Origin of the sequence: Xanthomonas sp. NCPPB 1754, from assembly GCF_041475725.2 — a bacterium.
GTDB lineage: Bacteria > Pseudomonadota > Gammaproteobacteria > Xanthomonadales > Xanthomonadaceae > Xanthomonas > Xanthomonas euvesicatoria.
In genome coordinates, this window is record NZ_CM192982.1 from 3,280,817 (window position 1) to 3,304,311 (window position 23,495).

Below are 23,495 nucleotides of genomic sequence, written 5' to 3' on the forward strand. Positions count from 1 at the left end.
TGTGATCCCGCCTTAGTTGGCCGCACGCGGTGCGGTCGGGGCGGCAGGACCGGCAGCATTGCCGGCGGCGGGTGTGGCCTTGGGCTGCCACGGCACGGTCTTGACCAAGATGCCATCGCGTGCGCGCGATGCGCCTTCGACGACCACCTGCTCGCCGGGCTTCAGGCCGCTGCGCACCAGCCACTGGTCGCCCACCGCGCGATCGGTCTCCAGCACGCGCAACTGCAGCTTTTGGTCGGCGCCGACGACAAAGGCCGTGGGTTTGCCCGCGCCGTTGCGCGAGACCGCCTGTTGCGGCACTAGCATGCCCTGCTCCTTGACGCCTTCCTGCAGCACCGCGCGCACGTACATGCCTGGCAACAGCTCGGCGTTCGGGTTGGGGAAGACCGCGCGCAGGGTGATCGAGCCGGTGTTCTGGTCGACGGTCACGTCGGAGAACGCCAGGTGCCCCTGCAACGGGTACGTGCTGCCGTCTTCCAGCAACAGCGACACCTTGGCCGCACCGTCGCCGGCCTGTTCCAGATCGCCGCGTGCCATCGCCTGCCGCAGGCGCAACACCGCACTGCTGGGCTGGGTGACGTCAATGTAGATCGGGTCCAGCTGCTGGATGGTGGTCAGCGCCGTGGCCTGGTTGGCGGTCACCAGGGCACCCGGGGTCACGCTGGAGCGGCCGATGCGTCCGGAGATGGGTGCGTCGAGCCGCGCAAACGCCAGGTTGATGCGCGCGGTTTCCACGCTCGCCTTGCCGGCTGCCACGTCGGCCTTGGCCTGGCCTAGCGCGGCATCGGTGTCGTCGCCTTCCTGCTGGCTGATCGCCTTGATCTGCGCCAGTTCCTTGTAGCGCTCGGCCTTGAGCTGCGCGGTGCGCAGGGTCGCCTCGGCCTTGGCCAGGGACGCCTGCGCGCTGGCATAGCTGGCGCGGTACTGGGCCGGATCGATCTGGTACAGGGTCTGGCCAGCCTTGACGTCGCCGCCTTCGGTGAACTGGCGCGACTGGATGATGCCGCCCACCTGCGGGCGAATTTCGGAGATCAGGTACGGAACGGTGCGCCCCGGCAATTCGGTGGTGAGCGTCACCGGTTGCTGCTTGACGGTCAGCACGCCCATTTCCGGAGTGCCTTCCTGCGGCGGCGGGCCTCCCGGTGGGCTGCCGCAGGCACTGAGCAGGGCGGTGGCGGCAACGGCAACAGCAAGCAACGACAGGCGAAACGAGGCATGAGCACGCACGGGCAGTCTCCGCAGGAGGTGTGATGATTAAATCTAAACGGTACGGTTCGGTATCCTAATAAGCACATCCGTGGCCGTCAAGCATTTCTGCCCAGTCGGTATACTTATGAATTATTGGGAGAACTTGATGCGGGTCAGAACCGAAGAAAAGCGCGAGGCCATCGTCCAGGCAGCCAGCGAGGTCTTCCTCGAGCTGGGCTTCGAGGGCGCGTCGATGTCGCAAATCGCCGCCCGCGTAGGCGGCTCCAAGCGCACGCTGTACGGCTACTTTCCGTCAAAGGAAGAGCTGTTCGTGGCCGTTGCCAAGGACATGTCCGACCGCTATTTCGACCCGTTGCTGCATGCGCTTTCGCAAAGCAGCGGCCCGGTCGATGAGGCTCTGCAGCGCTTCGGCGAGGATGTGCTGACCTTCCTGTGCGCCCCGCCCAACATCACCAGCTGGCAGACCATCATCGGGGTATCCGGCAGATCGGCGGTCGGCGCACTGTATTTCAGCGCCGGCCAGGAAGAAGGCATACAGCGCTTCGCCGAATACCTGCAGGCACAGGTGGATTGCGGCCTGCTCCATTGCCAAGACACCCTGCTGGCCGCCCACCAGTACGCGGCCTTGCTGGAATCGGAAACCTTGATGCCCTGCCTGTTTGGCGCACTCAAAGACCCCACGCCCGAGTTCCTGCGCGACGCGACGCGACGTGCGGTGCAGACGTTTCTGGCCGCGTATGGCGGCAAGGCAGGCAAGGCGGCGTGACGCCCTTTGCGACTTCACTTCATTGCACTGCGCGACGAGGCGCAGTGCGCGCGTACGGACGCCAGGCCTGCAGTCCACTCAGGCGTCTAACTGCCTTGCCGCGCCGCTGGCTTGAGCGCAGCAGCATCATCACCGCATGACGCAACCGGGCAGCGAGGCTGCGCTGTACGGCCGGCACAGGAATGCTGCTGCAGCGATTGAACGGTGTTGCGCTTGCGCTTGAACACGTTGCCATCGCACGCATGTTGCCGCCCGGGCATTGCGCAACCAGCACCTTGGAACAGGCCGCGTCGAGGCACGACCTAGCGGCTGGTTACTCCGCCACTGCGCATTTCGCGCACAGGCCATGCACTTCCAGCGTCTGTGCCTGCGGCTGGAAACCCAGCGCCTTGGCGCGGGCTTCCAGTTGCGACACCACGTCGCGATCTTCCAGCTCCACCGCGCTGTGGCAGCGGTCGCAGATCAGGAACGGCACCGAATGCTGGGCGCTGTTGGGGTGGTGGCAGGCGACGAACGCATTGACCGATTCGAGCTTGTGCACGAAGCCGTTGGCCATCAGGAAATCCAGCGCGCGGTACACCGTGGGCGGGGCGTCGGCGCCGACGCCCTTGCCTTCGCGCACCCAGTCCAGCAGTTCATAGGCCTTGACCGGCTTGCCGGCGTCGGCGATCAGCCGCAGCACGTTCGCGCGGATCGGCGTCAGCCGCAGGCCGCGTTCGCTGCAGGCACGCTCCACCGCGCGCACGAAACCGTTGGCATCGTCGACGTGGTGATGCGGTGCAGTGCAGGCGAGATCTGGTGCGTGGGTGTGCTTGGTCATACAGGCTCCGGCGTCAGGCCGCTCCAATCTTGATGAGTGCCGCATCGATGCGTTTCAAGGCACCCTCGCGTCCGGCCAGGTACACCGTTTGCGAAATATCCGGGCTGACCTGGGTGCCGGTGATGGCCACGCGCAGCGGCTGGGCGATCTTGCCCATGCCCAGTTCCAGCGCGGCAGCAGCGTCGTGCAGCGCAGCCGAGACGTTTTCGACGCTCCACGCATCCACGGCAGCCAGCAGCTCGCGCGCCTTGCCCAGCGGCACCTCGGCGCCAAGCTTGAGGTGTTTCATCACCGCCGCTTCGTCATAGGTTTCCAGCGGCTGGTACCAGACCACGGCTTTTTCGGCCATTTCCTTCAAGGTCTGCACGCGCTCGCGCAAGGCCACCACCACATCGGCGGCGGCCGGGCCGGCGGCGATGTCCACACCGAGCTTGGCAAGCTGGTATTCCAACTGCGGGGCGATGCTGGCCGGGTCGTCGGTCTTCAGATAATGCTGATTGACCCAGCCGAGCTTGGCCATGTCCAGGCGCGCGGCCTTGGAATTGACGTCCTTGACGTCGAACAGGTCCAGCAATTCTTGCCGGGTGAACAGCTCCTGGTCGCCATGCGACCAGCCCAGGCGCGCCAGGTAATTGATCAGCGCATGCGGCAGATAGCCGGCGTCCTTGTACTGCATGACGTCGGCCGCGCCGGTGCGCTTGGACAGCTTGGCGCCCTGCTCGTCCAGGATCATCGGCATGTGCGCGAACCTGGGCACAGGTGCACCCAGTGCTTCGTAGATATTGATCTGGCGCGGGGTGTTGTTGATATGGTCGTCGCCGCGGATCACCTCGGTGATGCCCATGTCCCAGTCGTCCACCACCACCGCGAAGTTGTAGGTGGGGAAGCCGTCCGGGCGGAAGATCACCATGTCGTCGAGCTCGCTGTTGGCGATCTCGATGCGCCCCTTGATCAGGTCCTCGAACACCACCGTGCCGCCGACGGGATTCTTGAAGCGGATGACCCGGTTGGGGTCGTCGCGATACGGCAGGTTCTGCTCGCGGGCAGCGCCGTTGTAACGCGGCTTTTCCTGCTTGGCCATGGCGGCCTCGCGCATGGCGTCGAGCTCTTCGCGGGTTTCGTAGGCGTAATACGCCTTGCCCTGCGCGAGCAGCTGCTCGGCAACCTCCTGGTAGCGCGCGATGCGCTGGGTCTGGTAGATCGGGCCTTCGTCGTAGCCCAGGCCCAGCCAGTCCATCGCTTCCAGGATGGCGTCGATGGCCGCCTGGGTGCTGCGCTCGCGGTCGGTGTCTTCGATGCGCAGCACGAACTGCCCGCCGCGGTGGCGCGCCTCCAGCCAGCAATACAGGGCGGTGCGGGCGCCGCCGATGTGCAGGTAACCGGTGGGGCTGGGGGCGAAACGGGTGCGGCAGGTCATGGAGCGCTCGGCGGACGGGAGTCGGCCGATTTTACCTTGCGCGGCGTGGCCCTGCCCGGCCCGTGGCTCAGCGGTTGCGCAGCAGGTCGCCGTACACCACGCAATCGCCGCCGCTGCGTGCCGTGCCCGGGGCGTCGTACAGCACCAGCCAGGTGGGAATCTTGCCGGCCAGGTGCCTGGGCAGGTTGCAGATGGCCTCGGCGCGGTCGCAGTCCTTGCCATGCGGCAGCACTGCCGATTCCAGCAGGTCGTGCTGAAAGCGCACCGGTGCGCGGTTAGCGGCCAGCACGGTGCGCGCATCCGGCCATTTGAACAGGCGAATCTCGCCATTCAGCACCATTGTCGGCCCGGCGAGCAGGTACAGATCGTCGCCGGAATAATGCAGGTCGCGAATGCCCAGCCCACCCAGTTGCAGGAAGTGCTTGCGCAGCAGGGTGCCGTCTTCGTCCAGCGGTGCCAGGCGCAGATGGTCGCCATGCGCTTCCACCTGGATCTCCAGCATCGCCGACCAGCCGCGCAGCACCGGCCCGCGCAGGCCCAGCAGCAAGCGCTGGCCATCGACCACGATGCCTTCGATATCGAAGCCGTTGTCCTTGCCGGGAATCTTCAGGAACGGGCCGAAATGCGGGTCGTCGGCCAGCAGGTCGGTGAGTTGGTTGTGCTTGGCATCGCCCTTGAGGCGAAGTGCGCGGCGGCCGTCGGCGGCTTCGCGTACCAGCTGCGGGCTGCCGTCTTGCGCCTGCTCGATCGGCAGGCAGGCAAGCAAACGGCGGTTGCCATCGAGCTTCAACTTGGTCAGGCGTTTCGCGTTTTCGGCGTCGTCGCGTCCGCGCTTGGCGTTCTTGCGCTTGCTGCCGTGCGAACCGACGACCCACAAGAATCCGTCCGACAGGCCCATGCCTTCCAGGTCGGCTTCCTCGCCGTCTTCGCCCGGCAGATCCAGCAGGTCAGCCAAAGGAAAGCTCTGCCCTTCGCCGAAGCGCAGCGTCTCGCGCCGTACCGGATCGAGCTTGCGCAGCCGATCCACCGCGCAGGCTTCGTCGCCGGCCACCCACAGCCAATCGTCGGTGAAGGCGGCGCCGGACAGATTGCTGTGCACCAGCGCACCGGGCGCGAATTCGAGCCTGACGCTATGCGGAATCAGGGTTTTCTTGGCCATGGGCACCTAGGATGAGGGATCAACCGAACGCGGCCAGCTTGGCACGCACCACATCGGCCGCCAACTGCCCCGGCCAATCGCGGTCGTTGGCCACCTGCGCCTGCGCGCGGCTGGCCTCGAACGCCGCAAAGTCCAACTCGGCCAGTGCCCACACCGTCTCGCCCTGGGTCTGCGCCAGCACGCCGTCGGCGGGGAAGCCGACATCCATCGGCGCAAACACCGCCGCCTCGCCGGTATTGATGTCCAACGCCGGGCTCCACGGCGCTTGGCCTGCAGTCACCGATTGCGCGACGAACACGCGGTTTTCCAGCGCGCGCGCCAGGCAGCCGATGCGCACGCGCATGGCGCCGGCGGCGGTGTCGGTGCAGCTGGGCACGATCAACAACCGTGCACCGGCCTCGTATTGCGCACGCACCGGCAGCGGGAACTCGCTGTCGTAGCAGATCGCGATCGCGGCGCGAATGCCGTCCAGTTCGAACACCTTCAGTTCCTCGCCCGGCTCGATCAGCCCGGTGGCCTTTTCGAAACCGGTGAGCTGCAACTTGTCCTGCCAGCCGTGCAGGTCCTCCGGGGTGAACCAGTCGCTGCGATTGCGGTAGCGGCCGTGCCCCAGATCCAGCAGAAAACTGCCGGCAATCAGGTGCAGCCGATGTTCCCGCGCCAGGTCGGCAAACAGTTCCAGCCACGGCGCGCGCAGCGCCTGGATGGCCGCCAGCGATTCGGGCAGGCCGGCAGAAATCTGCGTGTCGAACGTTGCGCCCAGTTCCAGCGACAGATATTCGGGCAGCACCACCACCCGCGCACCGGCAGCGGCGGCTTCGGCGATCAGGGCCGACTGGCGCGCCGCAAACGCGGCGAAGTCGACTGGCTTGCCGATGGGGTATTTGGCAACGGCAATTTTCATCTGGTGGCCTTTGGGGTGTTGGATCGAAGCGGCGAAGCAATCAGACCAGCTCGCCAACGCATTGTGCAGCGATCTTGCAGACCGCTCGTGATGTTTGTCGGTGGCTGTAGGGCGCTGGCCGCACTCACTGCGACAACGCACGTGTCCACACAACCAAGCTGTGGTCGATCTCGCCATGTTGCAACTCCGCCCACTGCAGGTGCACGCGCATGCCCGGCTGCGGGGCGTAGCCACGTTTGCGCCAGAACGCATCGTTGGGACGGTAATCGGCTGGTTGGCGCGGGTCGTCGGGCGCGCGTTCCACCGAACAGAACGCGGTCGATGCAAAGCGGCCCAATGCGCGTGCATGCGCTTCGCGATGGTCGAAAAATGCATGACCGATACCCTGCCCGCGATACGCCGGCAGCAGCACCGATTCGCCGAAATAGAACACGCCGGCCGGATCGATGCCTGCCGCACGGAACGGTGCGTGGAACGCGTCGCTGTCATCGAGCAGCGGCAAACCGGTCGATGCACCGATCACCGCATCGCCATCGCGCGCCAGCACGAAGACGCTGTCCGGCGATGCCGCATAGGCCGCCAGATAGTCGCGCTCGTACGCGGCATCGCCTTGGTACAGATACGGCCATGCGCCGAACACGCTGATGCGCAGCTGCGCCACCGCATCCAGATGCGGCAGCACCTGCGTGCCGCGCACCGTTTCCACCATTAACGAGGAGCCAGCCATGCCGCCATGGTAAGCCAGCAAGGCGTGGCTGCAATGCGATGCTTCAACGCAGCCAATGACCATGGTTCGAAATGCAGGTCTGCGGTTGTTGCCACAGCAACCACACCGCCGCTTCGTCGGTGGCTAGCAGTACCCCGAGCAGCGCATCGGTGCTGTGTGCCCAGTAGCTGCCATTGCTCAGCCGTTGCCACGGCCCATAGCTGGGTGCCCGGGCGTGGCCGGTGCGGGTGTGCTGCTGCGCTGCCGCCTGCAAGAACGCATGCCCGCCGCTGCGCAGTTGCTGCGCGGTGCGTGCGTGCAGCTGCAGGCCCACCACTCCGCGGCGCCTGTCGCGGTTCAGCGGCAAGGCCGACAGCGCCGAGCTCTCCCAAGCGTGCGGCAGCGCTGCGGGAAGCAGCGCCACCGTGTCGATACCGGCGGGCAGCAAACGCTGCGCGCGCCGGTGCAAGTGTGCCTGCGTCAGCATGCAGGCCTCAGCGCAGGCTATTGCCAAGCTCGTACCAATCGAGCTTGCGGGTGACCCACATGATGCTGGCCAGAATGCCGAACAGCAGCAACGACCCCATCAGCAGCGCGTTGTCCTCGGAGATCAACAGGCTGTAAAGCACCGCGTACAAGGCGGTGAGCATCACCGAGAAGCCAGCCGCACGGACCCAACTGCGCAACACGCCGGACAGATAGAAGAACTGCAGGCCGATACACGCCGCCGCCGACACCAAATAGGCCTGCCAGAACGCGATGTGTTCGGAAAGGCTGAGCAGCAGCAGGAAGAAGATCGCCAGCGCCAGGCCCACCAGCAGGTACTGCAACGGATGGATGGGCAGGCGCTTGATCAGCTCGAACAGCACGAAGGCCACGAAGGTCAGCACCACGAACAAGATGCCGTACTTGCTGGCGCGGTCGGCCTGGGTATACACGTCCACCGGGTCGACCAGGCGCACTTCCAGCGTATCCAGCGCCGCATGGCTGGACTGCAACTGGGTCTGCGCACCGGTGGCCAGCGACGACAGCGACCAGCTCGCATCGAAGCCCTTCGGCCCGATGCTCGGCACATTCGGCAGGAAGCGGCCGCCGAAGGACGGGTGCTGCCAGTCCGAGCGCAGGGCGATGTCGTTGTTGTCGGCGATCGGCGCGATGGCCAGCCGGCGCGTGCCGTCCAGCACGAACTGCATGTCCACCACGTTGCCGTCCTGCAGCCGGCCGGCGAGCGGGTCGGCCAGTGCGCCTGCGCCGCTCTCCAGCGCCAGCGCGCGGCCATCGACCTGCAAGCGCGGCGTGCCGACCAAGCCGCGCACGTCGGAAATACCGATTGCCAGATACGGCTGGCCATACACACGGGTCGGCGCAGCCGCGTAGTCGAAGGGGTCGTACTCGGCATGCAAGGTGGCCTTCCAGGAATACACCTGCACGCGGTACAAGCCCACCTCGCGCACCGAGGGCACCATTTCGCCGCTGAGTTTCAGGCGACTCGGCGTTTGCAGCAGCGTACCTTCGCGCTTGCGCCAGACCTTGCGCTGGTTGCCCTGCTCGTCCGGCTCGGTGACCTGCACGTCTTCGGTATACGGCAGCACCCGCACCGGCGCGATGAACTGCTGCTCGCCGGCCTTGCTCTGCGCTACCCGCTCCACCGCCTCGTCGCGGTAGCGCGCCCGGTCCTGCACCGCGCCACGGATCAGGAGCAGCGGAATCAACAACAGCAGGATCAGCCCGCCGATGGTGGCGAACCGCAACAACAGTTTCAGGGATTTCATCGGCCATCCTCATCTTGGGAGGTGGCCAGGGTGCGCTGCGCCGGTGTCGGCGGTTTGAGGCGAATTTGAAGCGAATGTGAAGTGGGCAACCCGGACATCCGGCGACCGGCACTGTGACGCATTGACGAAATGCGGCTTTCAACGCTCCAAAGTGCCACCCCTGCCCAAAACGAGCTTCCGTTTGATCGGCAGCACTTCGCCTGGCCGCCGCACGCAGCGACTTCACGCGTAACGATGCACGGGCAGGTGCGCAGCCCCGAATCCCTCCTTTCATCTGATCGCAGCTTCCAGCTCGCTGCGCTTCGATGAGGTCTCGAGCCGCAGGCATTGCATCAGCGCTGCCATGGCCGCACGCCCACTCGGCAGTGATTTGGCAACTGCGCACGACTGCATTCCTTTCTTAACCTGGAGCTGCCTTCCATGAACTCGCACCGTTCGCTCGCCCTTTGCCTGCTCGCCGCCCTGAGCCTGACCGCCGCCACCGCGCAGGCGGCAGTGCACGGCATGGGCCTGAAGCCTTCGTCGTTGATGCAGCCGGTCACCCCGCTGTTCGGTACCGCGAGCGTGAGCACACCGCTGCCTGCCAGAGTCGACCTGACTGCGTGGGCGATCACGCCGGGCGACCAGGGCCAGGTCGATGCCTGCGTGTCATGGGCGACCGCTCACACCCTGACCGGTTGGTATGCCAACGCCAACAGACAGGCCCAGACGCGCTTTGCCCCGATGTACCTGTACAGCCAGGTCAACGGCGGCGTGGATGAAGGCTCTACCCTGGAAGCGCCGCTGCAGGTCGCGCTTGCGCAGGGCATCGACACCGAGCAGCACTATTCGTGGGGCAACTACGATTGGAAACACCAACCCACTGCCGCCGACAGGGCCAACGCTGCCAGGAACCCGACGCCGTATCGCCATTACACCGTGCTGTATTCGGGCAGGGGGAATGGGGGAAGCGCCCTGATCCAACAGATCAAGCTCGCCCTTGCCTCTTCCACGCCGGTGGCGATCGGCTTCTATGTGCGCCAGGGCTTTGAAGACCTGACAGCCCAAAATCAGGTCGATTACGACACCACGACGCCGATCCTGGGCGGGCATGCGGTCATCGCGCTGGGCTACGACAGCGAAGGACTGATCGTGGAAAACAGCTGGGGCACCGCATGGGGTAACAAAGGCTTCGGCAAACTGTCCTGGTCGGTGGTCGCCAAGGATGTGATCGGCGCCGAGGTGGTGTACTAGCACGACGCGGCCACGCGCCGTACGCTGAGTGATGCAGGCGCGGCATGTGCCCTGGCGCATGCCGCCGCCTTGAACGCGCGGCTGCCACCGGCGCCAGCCAACCGCGACAACGGCCTGCAGCGACTCAGCCGATCGGCAGGCGCAACACCGCACGCGCACCGCCACCATCGCGGTTGCCCAGCATCACGTCCCCGCCATGCAGGCGCGCAACCTCGCGCACGAACGGCAAGCCGAGACCGGAGCTGCGCTGGCCGGTCTGCGGGCGTGCCAGCGAATAGAACCGCTCGAAGACGCGCTCGAGCGCGTAATCCGGCACACCACTGCCGCGGTCTTCAACCAGCAACTCCCAGTGTCCGTCGCGCAGCCGCGCCTGCAGGCGCACATGGCTGTCTTGCGTCGAAAACGCGATGGCGTTTTCGAGCAGATTGATCAGTGCCTGCCTGAGCAGAAACCCATCGCCCAGTACGTGGTGATCGCCTGGCGCGCCAGCCCCTGCGTCCACCTCCACGGTGATGCCCGCCGCCGCTGCACGCAGCGCCACCGCGTCCGCCGCAGCCTGCAGCAGCCCATCAATACCGATGGGCTCGCGCTTCTGCAGCCAGCCGTGCTGCTCCACCTCGGCCAGTGCCAGCAGCTTGTCGATGGTTTCGGTGAGCCGGTGTTCCTGCGCGCGGATGGTGGCAACGAAGTGCTGGCGGTCGGCCTCCGGCATTGGCTCGGCCAACAACTCCGAGGCACCGCGAATGGCCGCCAGCGGGCTTTTCATCTCGTGCGTCAGCGACTGCACGTACTGCTCCACGTAGGCCTTGCCTTCCAGCTTGCGACGCATGCTCTCCAGCGCCTGGCCCAGATCGCCGATTTCATCGCCACGCGGTTCGGGCGGCGGTACCGGGATGCCGGCGCTCACTGCCTGCGCATAGCGATTGAGCCGGCCGATGCCACGCATCAACCACCAGGTCATCAAGATGCCGATCAACGCGGAAATGCCGATCAACCAGGCGCCGCGCTGCAGGATGTTGCGCTGGCTGGCTTCGATAAACGGGTCGATGCTGCGATTGGGCTGCGCCAGGGTCAGCACGCCGATCAGTTTGCCGGGGTCGTCCGGTGCGTAGATCGGCGCGGCCACATGCATCACCGTGGCGGCAGGGTCGCCATCGATGTCCGGGCTGGAACGCGCGCCATATTCGCCGCGCAGCGTGCGATAGACATCGTTCCAGCGCGAGTTGTCGCGGCCCACGTCGCGGCCCAGCGAATCGAACACCACCACGCCGCGCGCATCGGTGACGGTCACGCGGTAATCCACCGTGTTCTTGCGAAAGCGCCATACCCACGCCTTGGGGTCGCGCTGCTGGGCCCTGGCCACGTTGCGCGCGAAGCGGCCATCGGCAAGCGTGCCGGCAGCCAACTCGCCACTGGCCATTTCCGCCAGCACATTGGCCGCATCCACCAGCGTGGATTCCATCGCCTGGCGCACCCCTGGCTTGACCTCGTTGACGAACACGCGCATCACGAAGAACGCGGCCAGGCCCACGATCAGGAAGAAGCCCAGGAACAGCTTGAGACCAAGCCGCATGTCAGCCCGCGGCCTCGCTCAGTTCACCAAATGCGTGCCGGCGCATGCCTATACCTCCAGCGCGTAGCCAAGGCCCCGGTGGGTGCGGATCGGGTCGGCCGGCACGCCGGCCAAGCGCAGCTTGCCGCGCAGCGTCTTGATATGGGTGTCGACGGTGCGGTCGGCACTGTCGGCGCTGGCGTCCCAACCGCGGTCCATCAGCTGCGCACGGCTCAGGATCGCACCGGGGCGCTGCAGCAACGCTGCCAGCAGCGCGTATTCGTAGCGTGTCAGCGGCAGCAGGGTCTCGCCATAGCGGATGCGGCTGCCCTCGCGGTCGATCGCAAACGCGCCGTGCGGCTGCCAGCCCGATTCGGCCGGCGCGCCGGCATGGCGTCGGCGCAGGCGCGCACGCACGCGCGCCACCAGCTCGCGCGGCGAGAACGGCTTGGCCATGTAATCGTCGGCGCCCAGCTCCAGGCCGAGCACGCGGTCGATCTCGTCGTTGCGCGCGGTCAGGAAGATCACCGGCACCTGGCTGAAACTGCGCAACGTGCGGCACACCTCGAACCCGTTGATGTCCGGCAGGCCCACATCGAGGACCACCACATCGGCCGGATCGGCGCGCAGACGCGTCAGCGCATCGCGGCCCAGCAGGCAATGCTCAGGTGCATAGCCCTCGCTGCGTAGTGCGTAGAGCACGGTATCGGCAATGGCGGCTTCGTCTTCGACGACGAGCACGCGGGCGGCAGACTCGGACATGCCGCGCAGCATACCGGCATGCGGGCACGGCCTACAGGTCGAGGTGATCCCCCATGGCGTGGCACGACGGGCGCACACGCCGCATTGCTCGCGGCATCGCGCGGCCTCTGGATGTCGCCACCGTGCGCTTGCGCTGCGTCGCCCGCAATGGGCGGCAACAAATCGCGCCGCAGCCTCTACACTGCCGCGATGAACTATCGCCACGCCTTCCATGCCGGCAACCATGCCGACGTGCTCAAGCACATCGCCCTGCTTGCCCTGATCGACACCCTCAAGCGCAAGGACACCCCGTTCTTCGTGCTCGACACGCATGCCGGGCGCGGCCGCTACCAACTCGGGGGCGAAGAGAGCCGCAAGACCAACGAGGCCAATGCCGGCGTGATGCGGCTGATGGCAGAGGCCAGCTTGCCCGAGGTGGTCGAGCGCTATCTGCGCGCGGTACAGGCCGACAACCAAGCCGTCGCCCGCCCCGCCACGCCCGGCCAGAAGCCCACCCGCCCGACCGCCGGCATCCAGCTCAACCACTACCCCGGCTCGCCGCTGCTGGCTGCGCAAGCACTGCGCGAGCACGACCGCATGGCATGTTGCGAACTGCAGCCCGACGAAGCCGAGGCGCTCAAGGCCCTGTTCGCCAGGGACAGCCGGGTACGCGTGCACGCCGGCGACGGCTACGCGGCCATCCGCGCCTTCCTGCCGCCACGGGCTGGCGAAACCAAGATCGGCCGTGGGCTGGTGTTGATCGACCCGCCCTACGAATCGCAGGACGCCGAATACCCGCAGATCATCCATAGCGTGCGCGAAGCGTTGGCGCGCTGGCCGCAGGCGATCTGCATGGTGTGGTACCCGATCAAGCTGCGCCGCAGCCTGCAGCCGTTCATGCGCAAGGCCGCCGCGTTGCCGGCCAAGTCGGTGCTGGTCGCCGAGCTGCAGGTGCGCCCGGACGACTCGCCGCTGCGCCTGACCGGCAGCGGGCTGCTGATCGTCAACGCGCCCTGGCAGTTCGACCAGATGCTGGCGCCGGCGTTGCCAGTGCTCAAGCAGCATCTGGGCGAGCCCGGCGCCTCGACCCGGCTGGAGTGGCTGCGCCAGGACGGCTGAGCCGGCAGGCGCGTTTGCCTACCATCACGGTGGGTAGCCCGGCGGCGTCGTTGCACCGCTGCAATGGCCCGCGCCACGCGCACCGCATCGGCAACGCGGCAGGTGCCGCGAGCACCTCCAGCGCAGCGTAAACAAACGGGCGCTGCGCCGGATGCCCATGTCCCAGCAAGGCCGGGCCAGGCGACCAATGCCTTCCGGCGGCCCCGCGGCGTCCACTCGGCTGCCACAGTGCGCGCCCCATCACGCTCACGACCGGCTCACGGCTCCGCTCGTTACAGTTGTGTGAGAAGCACTGCCACCTCCTGTCGGCCCCCGGCGGCACACCGGATTCATTCACGGTTGCGCGCCGGGCTGGTGCCAGAATCTTCCGATCTTTAAGGAACACCGGTCATGGCCATTCGCAATCGCATGCCTCCCTGGCATGAAAACTTCAGCCTGCCCAATGGCCGCACCCTTCTGCTTCGCCCGATCCGTCCCGAGGATGGTCCGCCGCTGCAGGGAGCCTTCAGCCTGTTGGGACCGGAGGAAATTCGCGCGCGCTTTGTGCGCTCCTCCACCGAAATCACCCCGGAGATGGTGCAGCGCCTGACCCATCCCAACCCCAAGAGCGAGATCGTGCTGGTGGCTGCCGAGCAACTGCCGCCCGGCGAAGCGCTGGTCGGCGCGGTCGCGCGCGCCGCACTGGTACCGGGCACCCGCCAGGCCGAATACACCATCCTGGTCAGCAGCTTCGTCGCCGGCCAGGGGCTGGGACGGCAGCTGATGCGCAAGCTGGTCAAGTGGGCACGGCGCAAGTACCTGGACTGCCTATTCGGCGATGTGCTGCAAAGCAATGTGCCGATGCTGCAGTTGGCAGAATCGCTGGGCTTCAAGCCGCAGGCGCATCCGGAGTCGCCGGAACTGGTACGGATGGTGTTGGAGCTGGATGCTTGAGGGGCCGGGATACGGGATACGGGATTTGGGATTCGTAAAAGCAGATCGCGGCTGCTTTGCGTGATCGGGGCTTGGGTCTTGCTTCATCACGGAGAGCCACTGTTGCGCGGCGGCCTGATGTTCTCGACGGTAAGCTGCAAGACCCCGAAAGGATCGGCACACTGGCTGACACCTAAGGCCACTTACGGATCCTTCCCCTCGCCGCTTGCAGGATCCTGGGGTGGCATGGGTGCCACGCTTCATCCGCGCACGCCGCTTCCCGAAGGTAGACAGCCCGACGTTTCGCCATTGAAAGCTGCCACAACCGTCGAGAGTGTTGCCGTGCGGACGGGAGCGCTGTGTCTGGCTCATACCCAGGCGCCACGTAAAACCGTCTGCTGTGGTGTCCTCGCCGCTTGCGGGACCGTGTGGCGGCATGGATGCCGCCACCGAGCCTGCAGATACAGATTCATGGCGTGTCCCGCAAGCGGTAAGGGTCGCGCGCACTCGACCGAGTGGGGTCTTTGCCTCGCGAGCGTGCGCATGACTTGCACCCGCGTACCCAACCCCATGACCCGCAGTGCACATCCGGGCGGGTGGCCCACCACCAGCTTTCACACCAGATGGACCGGCCGCAGCGGGGGCTCTGATAAAATCGCCGGCTGATGCCGTCGACTACCTTCCCCTCCCCGCCGCTGCCCAAGTCCGGCCAGCTCCGCGCCTACTGGCGCGCTCCGTCCTCTCCGACTGCGCTGGCCTGGTCGATTGCGCGGGCAGCCGAAGCGCATGCCGGTCCGTTGCTGGTCATCGCACGCGATAACCAGAGCGCGCACCAGATCGAAGCCGATCTGCACGCCTTGCTCGGCGAACAGGCGGCGCTGCCGGTGGTGCCGTTTCCCGATTGGGAAACCCTGCCCTACGACCAGTTCAGCCCGCATCCGGAAATCATCAGCCAGCGGCTGGCCGCCCTGCACCGCCTGCCCGGCCTGACCCGCGGCGTGGTGATCGTGCCGGTGCAGACCTTGCTGCAGCAGCTGGCGCCGCTGAGCTACATCGTCGGCGGCAGCTTCGATCTCACCGTTGGCCAGCGGCTGGATCTGGATGCGGAAAAGCGCCGCCTGGAAAGCGCCGGCTACCGCAATGTGCCGCAGGTGATGGACCCGGGCGATTTCGCGGTGCGCGGGGGCCTGCTGGACGTGTTTCCGATGGGCGCGGACACGCCATTGCGCGTCGAGCTGCTGGATGAGGACATCGATTCGATCCGCGTGTTCGACCCGGAATCGCAGCGCTCGCTGGACAAGGTGGACGCGGTCAAGATGCTGCCGGGCCGCGAAGTGCCGATGGACGATGCCAGCGTGGAGCGCGTGCTGGCCTGCCTGCGCGAACGCTTCGACGTGGATACCCGGCGCAGCGCGCTGTACCAGGACCTGAAATCCGGGCTGGCGCCATCGGGCATCGAGTATTACCTGCCGATGTTCTTCGCCAAGACCGCAACACTGTTCGATTACCTGGACAAGCGCGTGCTGCCGGTGATCGCCACCGGCGTGTCCAACGCCGCCGACGCCTTCTGGGCCCAGGCGCAGAACCGCTACGAACAGCGCCGCCACGATGTGGAGCGCCCGCTGCTGCCGCCGGACGAGCTATACCAATCGCCGGATGCACTGCGCGAGCGGCTCAACAAGCTGGCGCGTATCGAAGTATGGGCCAGCGATCATGCGCGCATCGATGAGGCCGCCCCGCTCGGCGACCAACCGTTGCCGCCGCTGCCGGTGGCCGCAAAGGACGCGCCGGCCGGCCAGGCGCTGGCGACGTTCCTGAGCCATTATCCGGGCCGCGTGCTGATCGCTGCCGATTCGGCCGGCCGCCGCGAAGCCTTGATGGAAGTGCTGGCCGCCGCGCAGTTGAAACCGGAGCTGGTCGCCGATGTGCCGGCGTTCCTGGCGGGCACGCTGCGTTTTGCCATCACCGTGGCGCCGCTGGAGGACGGCTTTGCGCTGGATCAACCGCAGATTGCGCTGCTGACCGAGCGCCAGCTGTTCCCGGAGCGGGCCAATCAGCCGCGCCGCACGCGTCGGGTCGGACGCGAGCCGGAAGCGATCATCCGCGACCTGGGCGAACTGTCCGAAGGCGCGCCGATTGTGCACGAGGATCACGGCGTGGGCCGTTACCGCGGGCTGATCGTGCTCGATGCCGGCGGCATGCCCGGCGAGTTCCTGGAGATCGAATACGCCAAGGGCGACCGGCTCTATGTGCCGGTGGCGCAGTTGCACCTGATCAGCCGTTATTCCGGCGCCTCGGCCGAGACCGCGCCGCTGCATTCGTTGGGCGGCGAGCAGTGGACCCGTGCCAAGCGCAAGGCTGCCGAGAAGGTGCGCGACGTGGCCGCCGAACTGCTGGAGATCCAGGCACGTCGCCGTGCACGCGCCGGCCTGGCGTTGCAGGTGGACCGCGCAATGTATGAGCCGTTCGCGGCCGGATTTCCGTTCGAGGAAACCGGCGACCAGTTGGCCGCCATCGATGCGACGCTGCGCGATCTGGGCAGCAGCCAACCGATGGACCGCGTGGTGTGCGGCGACGTGGGCTTCGGCAAGACCGAGGTTGCGGTGCGTGCGGCGTTTGCCGCCGCCAGCGCCGGCAAACAGGTCGCCGTGCTGGTGCCCACCACATTGCTGGCCGAACAGCACTACCGCAATTTCCGCGACCGCTTCGCCGATTACCCGATGAAGGTGGAAGTGCTGTCGCGCTTCAAGAGCACCAAGGAAATCAAGGCCGAACTGGAAAAGGTCGCCAGCGGCGAGATCGACGTGATCATCGGCACGCACCGCTTGTTGCAGCCGGATGTGAAGTTCAAGGATCTCGGCCTGGTGGTCGTCGACGAAGAACAACGCTTCGGCGTGCGGCAAAAAGAAGCGCTCAAGGCGATGCGTGCCAATGTGCATCTGCTCACGCTCACCGCCACGCCCATCCCGCGCACGCTCAACATGGCCATGGCCGGCCTGCGCGATCTGTCGATCATCGCCACCCCGCCGCCGAACCGCCTGGCGGTGCAGACCTTCATTACTGCCTGGGACAACACGCTGCTGCGCGAAGCCTTCCAGCGCGAACTCAGTCGCGGTGGTCAGCTGTATTTCCTGCATAACGATGTGGAAAGCATCGTGCGCATGCAGCGCGATCTGTCGGAACTGGTGCCGGAAGCGCGCATCGGTATCGCGCATGGGCAGATGCCCGAGCGCGAGCTGGAACGGGTGATGCTGGATTTCCAGAAGCAGCGCTTCAACGTGTTGCTGTCGACCACGATCATCGAATCGGGCATCGACATTCCCAATGCCAACACCATCATCATCAACCGCGCCGACCGCTTTGGCCTGGCGCAGTTGCACCAGTTGCGCGGCCGCGTGGGTCGCTCGCATCACCGCGCCTACGCGTACCTGGTGGTGCCGGATCGCCGCTCGATGACCTCAGATGCAGAAAAGCGCCTGGAAGCGATTGCCTCGATGGACGAGCTCGGCGCCGGCTTCACCCTGGCCACGCACGACCTGGAAATCCGCGGCGCCGGCGAATTGCTGGGCGAAGACCAGAGCGGCCAGATGGCCGAAGTCGGTTTCAGCCTCTACACCGAACTGCTCGAGCGCGCAGTGCGCAGCATCCGCCAGGGCAAGCTGCCCGACCTGGATGCCGGCGAAGAAGTGCGCGGTGCCGACGTCGAACTGCACGTGGCCTCGCTGATTCCCGAGGATTATCTGCCCGACGTGCACACGCGCCTGACCTTGTACAAGCGCATTTCCAGCGCACGCGACCCCGATGCGCTGCGCGAACTGCAGGTGGAGATGATCGACCGCTTCGGCTTGCTGCCGGACCCGGTCAAGCATCTGTTCGCCATCGCCGAGCTCAAGCTGCAGGCCAATGCGCTGGGCGTGCGCAAGCTGGACCTGGGCGAAAACGGCGGGCGGCTGGTGTTCGAGGCCAAGCCGGCGATCGACCCGATGACCATCATCCAGATGATCCAGAAACAGCCGAAGATCTACACGATGGATGGCCCGGACAAGTTGCGCATCAAACTGCCGATGCCCGAAGGCGCCGACCGTTTCAATGCGGCACGCGGCCTGTTGGCGGCATTGTCACCGGGCTGAAGCGCTGCGGCGCCGGCAAGCGGCGACCGCACCGAGCACGATCACCACGTATAAAACGCGACCAGGCAGGCGGGCAATCCACCGCCTGGTCGCATTTGCCCGTCATGACTACCGCAGCACGCGCGCCGCGCATCCGGTTTGGATAAAAGCGCCCGCCGGTGCTTCACGCGCGCGCAAGCCGGGGCGTCACCTGCAACGCCGTGCCGGAACGGGGCGAACTGTCCGACGGGACAGGCTCGAACAGTCCCCCTGAGCCTGCTTCCGACAAAGCTGAGCAATTAATCCACAGGCGGTGACGGGCTTCGCAAATCCGTCATTGCGCTGAATTTTGCCTAAATATTTCCAAAAGGCGCCGATACCTGCATAGACCGGCATGGCCCGTGTGCAGCGCTGCTCACACCCGTCCAGGCCGTTGCGACCTTCCCAGGCCATGGTACGCACCCGTGCGCCATCGCACCGCTTGAGGCACCAATGAACACGCCACTGTCCGATCTACCCGCGCCGCTGACCCTTGCCCTGGAGGGCGAGATGACCATTCGTCGCGCGGCCGAGCTCAAGCCGTTGCTGCAGCCGGCCTTGCTGCATCCGGGTGGATTGCATCTGGACCTGGCCGCCGTCAGCGAGATCGATACCACCGGCCTGCAATTGTTGCTGGCCACCAAGCAGGCGATCCAGGCCGATGGCCGGCCGTTTTCGCTGACCGATTCCAGCCGTGCGGTGGTCGATGTCATCGAGCTGCTCGGCCTGCTCGAGGCCCTGTACCCGCATGCGGTTGCAGGCCTGGGCGAACGAATTCACTAACGGACTGGTGACGCGCGCATGGACATGAACCAGCTGATGCAGACCTTCCTGGCCGAGAGCCGGGACCTGCTCGAAGACATGGAACGTCATCTGCTCGAAGCCGAGCGCGGCGAACCGTCGCCGGATGCGGTCAATGCCATCTTCCGCGCCGCGCACACCATCAAGGGCTCCGGCGGCCTGTTCGACCTGCCGCAGCTGGTCGGCTTCACCCATGTGGTGGAGAGCGTGCTGGATCTGGTACGCGACGAAGCGCTGAGCTTGAGCTCGGAACTGATCGGGCTGTTGCTGGTGTGCTGCGACCATATCCATGCCTTGGTGGAAACCGCCGCAGACCCGAGCCACGCCGACCCGGTCGCACTGGCCGCCGAAGCCGAACCGCTGCTGGCGCAATTGCAGACGTATCTGCAACGCAGCGCCTGCGGCGTCACTGCAGCCGCGGTTGCGCAAGGCGCACCGGAAAAGCAGAGTGGTTACTGGCGGATCACCCTGAAACTGTTCGCCGACGCACTGCGCTTCGGCAATTCGCCGCTCAAGCTGATTCGCAACCTGCGCAGCCTGGGCTCGGTCGAATCGATCACCACCGATATCAGCCAGCTGCCGGCATTCGACGACCTCGATCCGGAAGCCAACTACCTGGGCTTCCAGATCCTGCTGCGCAGCGATGCCGACCGCGCGGCCATCGAAGAGGTGTTCGAATTCGTCCGCGAAGATTGCGATCTGGAGATCGTGTCGGTTCCGGCGCCATCCGACGCCGCTGAATTGCTCAGCGCCGAAGCGGCAGCCAGCCCCACGCCGAACAAGCCGCTTGCTGCAGTACCCAGCGCCGCTTCGGCCCCAGGCCGTGCCGCGCCGGACGCTGCCGCGCGCAGCGCCGACGCGCGTTCCATCCGCGTGGATGCCGACAAGCTCGATCGCATGATCGATCTGGTCGGCGAACTCATCATCGCCGTGTCCAGCACGAGTGCCAATGCGCAACGCACCGGCGATGCGCAGTTGCTTGAATCGGCCTCGATCCTGGCTGGCCTGGTCGAAGACGTGCGCGAAAGCGCGTTGCAGCTGCGCATGGTCAAGATCGGCGGCACCTTCAGCCGCTTCCAGCGCGTGGTGCACGACGTGGCGCGCGAACTGGGCAAGGACATCGCGCTGGTGGTGGCAGGCGAAGACACCGAACTGGACAAGTCGGTGGTGGAAAAGATCGGCGACCCGCTCACCCATCTGGTGCGCAACGCGATGGACCACGGGATCGAGCCGGCAGACGTGCGCGTGGCGCGCGGCAAGCCTGCGCGCGGCACCGTCGGGCTCAACGCATATCACGACTCCGGCAGCATCGTCATCCAGATCACCGACGACGGTGGCGGCTTGAACCGCGACCGCATCCTGGCCAAGGCGCTCGAACGTGGCCTGATCGAACCAGGCCGCCAACTCAGCGACCGCGACGTCTTCGCGATGATCTTCGAACCGGGTTTCTCCACGGCGGAAAAGGTCACCAATCTGTCCGGGCGCGGCGTGGGCATGGACGTGGTCAAGCGCAACATCACCGCACTGCGCGGCACGGTCGAGATCGACAGCGCCGCCGGCGTGGGCACCACCATCTCGGTGCGCCTGCCGCTGACGCTGGCCATCATCAACGGTTTCCAGGTCGGCGTGGGCAAATCGGTCTTCGTGGTGCCGCTGGACGTGGTCGAAGAGTGCGTGGAGTTCACCCCCGACTACGCCAGCGACTACATCGACCTGCGCGGCAGCGTGTTGCCCTACGTGCGCCTGCGCGAACTGTTCGCGCTGGGCGGCAAGACGCCCTCGCGCGAAAGCATCGTGGTGATCCGGCAGGGCGCACAGCGCTTCGGCCTGGTGGTGGACACCCTGCTCGGCGAATGGCAGACGGTGATCAAGCCGCTGTCCAAGGTGTTCGCGCAGGTCAAAGGCATCAGCGGCTCGAGCATTCTGGGAAGCGGCGATGTCGCACTGATTCTGGATGTGCCCAGCCTGATTCAGCAGTTGCATCCCAACCAGGACGCGTTGGCGGCCTGAACGCCCGCGCCATCGCTCCGTCCGAACCGTCGTTTGTCGTTACCTGACCCCAGGAAGCTACCGTCATGTCACACCGTCTACCGATCGCTACGCAGTTGTGGTTCACCGCCGCGCTTGCAATCGCCCTGCCCGTTGTCGTGGTCGTCGCCGGCGTGGCGCTGGCGCTCTCGCACGCAGCCTTGCTGGGCACCAGCCTGGTTGCAGCATTGATCAGCGGCGCCTTGCTGGTCTGGGCAATCCGTATCGCCAGCGCGTCGCTGGAGATGGCCACCACCACGCTGGACGCGTTCTCGCGCGGCAACTTCGATGTGGCGCTGCCGCAGGTGCGCGAGGACCAGGCCAGCGATGTCCTGCGCGGGCTGCGCAAGGTGCAGAGCGGCATCCGCCATGTCAACGAGGAAATCAATCGCGTTTCGCGCGAACACGATGCCGGCGAGATCGACGCGCGCATCGACGTGGCGCGCTTCGAAGGCGATTTCCGCGCAATGGGCGACGGCATCAACCGCATGGTGGCCAGCCATATCGCCGTCAAGAAGCAGGCGATGGCCTGTGTGGCCGAGTTCGGTCGCGGGAACTTCTCCGCCGAACTGGAACGGTTGCCGGCCAAGAAGGCCTTCATCAACGAGATCGTCGACCAGATCCGCGGCAACCTCACCGGCATGGTCGCCGAGGTCAATCGCATGTCGGCCGAGCACGATGCTGGCGATATCGATGTGGTCATCGACACCCAGCGCTTCACCGGCGATTTCCGTCGCATGGCCGAAGGCATCAACGCAATGGTGGCCAGCCATATCGCGGTCAAGAAGCAAGCCATTGCCTGCGTCAGCGAATTCGGCCGCGGCAACTTCACCGCACAGCTGCCGTTGCTGCCGGGCAAGAAGCGCTTCATCAACGACACCATCGAACAGGTACGCGGCAACCTCACCGGCCTGATCGCCGAGATCAACCACATGTCGGCCGAACATGAAGCCGGCGATATCGACGTGGTCATCGACAGCAGCCGCTTCGATGGCGACTTCCGTAGCATGGCGCTGGGCATCAACCAGATGGTGGGCGCGCATATCGCGGTCAAGAAGCTGGCGATGGGCGTGGTGGCCGAATTCGGCCGCGGTAATTTCGATGCACCGCTGGCGCAGCTGCCGGGCAAGAAGGCCTTCATCAACGACACCGTGGAGCGCGCGCGCGGCAACCTTCGCAGCATTTCCGAAGTGATCCAGGTCATGGGCGCGATGGCCGAAGGCGACCTCACCCACACCGTGGAAGGCCGCTACGAAGGCGCCTTCGCCGACATGCAGCGCTACGTCAACACCACCATGAGCCGCCTCACCGAGATCGTCGATGAGGTCAACCGTAACGCCGAAAACCTGGCCAGTGCGTCGGAAGAGGTCAGCGCCACCGCGCAGGCGCTGGCCCAGGCCGCCAGCGAACAGGCGGCCGGCGTGGAAGAAACCAGCGCCTCGCTGGAGCAGATGACCGCCTCCATCGCGCAGAACACCGAAAACGCGCGCGTCACCGACAGCATGGCGGCCAAGGCGGCCAGCGAAGCGGCCGACGGTGGCGACACCGTGCGCGCCACCGTGGTGGCGATGAAGGACATCGCCAAGAAGATCGGCATCATCGACGACATCGCGTATCAGACCAACCTGCTGGCGCTCAATGCCGCCATCGAAGCCGCGCGCGCCGGCGAACACGGCAAGGGCTTTGCGGTGGTCGCCGCCGAAGTGCGCAAACTGGCCGAGCGCAGCCAGATCGCTGCGCAGGAAATCGGCGAAGTGGCCGGCTCCAGCGTGGAACTGGCCGAAAGCGCCGGCCGCGTGCTCGGCGAGATGGTGCCTTCGATCCGCCGCACCTCCGACCTGGTGCAGGAAATCGCCGCCGCTTCCGAAGAACAGACCGCCGGTGTCAGCCAGATCAACACCGCCGTGGGGCAATTGAACCAGACCACCCAATCGGCCGCCGCCAATGCCGAAGAACTGGCCGCCACCTCGGAAGAGATGAGCGCGCAGGCCGAACAGCTGCAGCAGCTGATGGGCTTCTTCCGGCTGGGCAATGGCGGCCGCGCCGCGTCGGGCAGCAACAGGCAGGGTCCGCGCAGGATCGCCGCGCATGCGCCTGCCACGGTGAGCAGCGCGCAGCCACGACGCACCAACGTGCGCCAGCTCAGTGCGGTCGCCGCCACCGCCGATGCGATCGACGAATCGCAATTCGCCAGCTTCTGAGGAGCCG

General features: G+C 66.1%; 18 protein-coding genes. 8 read left to right on the top strand and 10 right to left on the bottom strand.

Features of this window, described 5'->3' with window-relative positions; genetic code table 11:
• Nucleotides 1-12 precede the first annotated feature (12 nt).
• A complete protein-coding gene (locus ACCQ15_RS14345) occupies nt 13-1,227 on the bottom strand; it encodes an efflux RND transporter periplasmic adaptor subunit (RefSeq protein WP_338339085.1) in 1,215 nt (404 codons plus the stop codon).
• Nucleotides 1,228-1,333: 106 nt separating this feature from the next.
• On the opposite strand from ACCQ15_RS14345, the gene ACCQ15_RS14350 reads away from it, so the two are divergent.
• Entirely contained in the window at nt 1,334-1,975 is a 642-nt protein-coding gene (locus ACCQ15_RS14350; RefSeq protein WP_008576090.1) for a TetR/AcrR family transcriptional regulator, read from the top strand.
• Nucleotides 1,976-2,288: 313 nt separating this feature from the next.
• Here the strand turns inward: ACCQ15_RS14350 and ACCQ15_RS14355 are convergent, their stop codons facing one another.
• The 7 genes from ACCQ15_RS14355 to creD form a co-directional block, all read right to left on the bottom strand.
• On the bottom strand, nt 2,289-2,795 hold the full coding sequence (locus tag ACCQ15_RS14355; RefSeq protein WP_005912830.1) for a transcriptional repressor: 507 nt from the start codon (nt 2,793-2,795) through the stop codon (nt 2,289-2,291).
• A gap of 13 nt (nt 2,796-2,808) precedes the next feature.
• Nucleotides 2,809-4,212: a glutamate--tRNA ligase gene (gltX, locus tag ACCQ15_RS14360; RefSeq protein ID WP_031423501.1), complete on the bottom strand. Its 1,404-nt coding sequence runs from the start codon at nt 4,210-4,212 to the stop codon at nt 2,809-2,811.
• A 67-nt stretch (nt 4,213-4,279) separates the two neighbouring features.
• The gene (locus ACCQ15_RS14365) at nt 4,280-5,371 is read right to left on the bottom strand and encodes a DUF3616 domain-containing protein (protein ID WP_218502124.1); all 1,092 of its coding nucleotides are present in this window, start codon (nt 5,369-5,371) and stop codon (nt 4,280-4,282) included.
• A gap of 19 nt (nt 5,372-5,390) precedes the next feature.
• On the bottom strand, nt 5,391-6,275 hold the full coding sequence (locus ACCQ15_RS14370) for a carbon-nitrogen hydrolase family protein (protein WP_372380714.1): 885 nt from the start codon (nt 6,273-6,275) through the stop codon (nt 5,391-5,393).
• 124 nt (nt 6,276-6,399) lie between these two features.
• Nucleotides 6,400-7,002, bottom strand: a complete 603-nt coding sequence (locus ACCQ15_RS14375; protein ID WP_218560219.1) for a GNAT family N-acetyltransferase — start codon at nt 7,000-7,002, stop codon at nt 6,400-6,402.
• Nucleotides 7,003-7,045: 43 nt separating this feature from the next.
• Nucleotides 7,046-7,468: a hypothetical protein gene (locus ACCQ15_RS14380; protein ID WP_008576095.1), complete on the bottom strand. Its 423-nt coding sequence runs from the start codon at nt 7,466-7,468 to the stop codon at nt 7,046-7,048.
• A 7-nt stretch (nt 7,469-7,475) separates the two neighbouring features.
• Nucleotides 7,476-8,753, bottom strand: a complete 1,278-nt coding sequence (creD, locus tag ACCQ15_RS14385; RefSeq protein ID WP_372380715.1) for a cell envelope integrity protein CreD — start codon at nt 8,751-8,753, stop codon at nt 7,476-7,478.
• A 420-nt stretch (nt 8,754-9,173) separates the two neighbouring features.
• Here creD and ACCQ15_RS14390 point away from each other — a divergent pair, with 420 nt between their 5' ends.
• Nucleotides 9,174-9,986, top strand: coding sequence for a C1 family peptidase (locus ACCQ15_RS14390; protein ID WP_057681445.1), 813 nt, complete (start codon nt 9,174-9,176; stop codon nt 9,984-9,986).
• Between the two features lie 124 nt (nt 9,987-10,110).
• Here the strand turns inward: ACCQ15_RS14390 and creC are convergent, their stop codons facing one another.
• Together creC and creB are read right to left on the bottom strand one after the other, a co-directional pair.
• Nucleotides 10,111-11,559, bottom strand: coding sequence for a two-component system sensor histidine kinase CreC (gene creC, locus ACCQ15_RS14395; protein WP_218488722.1), 1,449 nt, complete (start codon nt 11,557-11,559; stop codon nt 10,111-10,113).
• A 48-nt stretch (nt 11,560-11,607) separates the two neighbouring features.
• Nucleotides 11,608-12,312 carry a two-component system response regulator CreB gene (gene creB / locus ACCQ15_RS14400; protein WP_008576101.1) on the bottom strand — a complete coding sequence of 235 codons (705 nt, stop codon included), beginning with the start codon at nt 12,310-12,312 and terminating at the stop codon, nt 11,608-11,610.
• 177 nt (nt 12,313-12,489) lie between these two features.
• On the opposite strand from creB, the gene ACCQ15_RS14405 reads away from it, so the two are divergent.
• The 6 genes from ACCQ15_RS14405 to ACCQ15_RS14430 all read left to right on the top strand — a co-directional run bounded on the left by ACCQ15_RS14405 (nt 12,490) and on the right by ACCQ15_RS14430 (nt 23,488).
• Nucleotides 12,490-13,398 (top strand): 23S rRNA (adenine(2030)-N(6))-methyltransferase RlmJ, encoded by a 909-nt coding sequence (locus ACCQ15_RS14405; RefSeq protein WP_372380716.1) that lies wholly within the window; start codon nt 12,490-12,492, stop codon nt 13,396-13,398.
• Nucleotides 13,399-13,788: 390 nt separating this feature from the next.
• Nucleotides 13,789-14,331, top strand: coding sequence for a GNAT family N-acetyltransferase (locus ACCQ15_RS14410; protein ID WP_003488532.1), 543 nt, complete (start codon nt 13,789-13,791; stop codon nt 14,329-14,331).
• Between the two features lie 644 nt (nt 14,332-14,975).
• Complete coding sequence (gene mfd / locus ACCQ15_RS14415) at nt 14,976-18,440, top strand: transcription-repair coupling factor (protein ID WP_218502128.1); 3,465 nt, start codon at nt 14,976-14,978, stop codon at nt 18,438-18,440.
• Between the two features lie 471 nt (nt 18,441-18,911).
• Entirely contained in the window at nt 18,912-19,241 is a 330-nt protein-coding gene (locus tag ACCQ15_RS14420; protein WP_003488096.1) for an STAS domain-containing protein, read from the top strand.
• Nucleotides 19,242-19,259: 18 nt separating this feature from the next.
• A complete protein-coding gene (locus tag ACCQ15_RS14425) occupies nt 19,260-21,269 on the top strand; it encodes a chemotaxis protein CheA (protein ID WP_008576106.1) in 2,010 nt (669 codons plus the stop codon).
• Nucleotides 21,270-21,334: 65 nt separating this feature from the next.
• Nucleotides 21,335-23,488: a methyl-accepting chemotaxis protein gene (locus tag ACCQ15_RS14430; RefSeq protein ID WP_372380717.1), complete on the top strand. Its 2,154-nt coding sequence runs from the start codon at nt 21,335-21,337 to the stop codon at nt 23,486-23,488.
• The last annotated feature ends 7 nt before the right edge of the window (nt 23,489-23,495 follow it).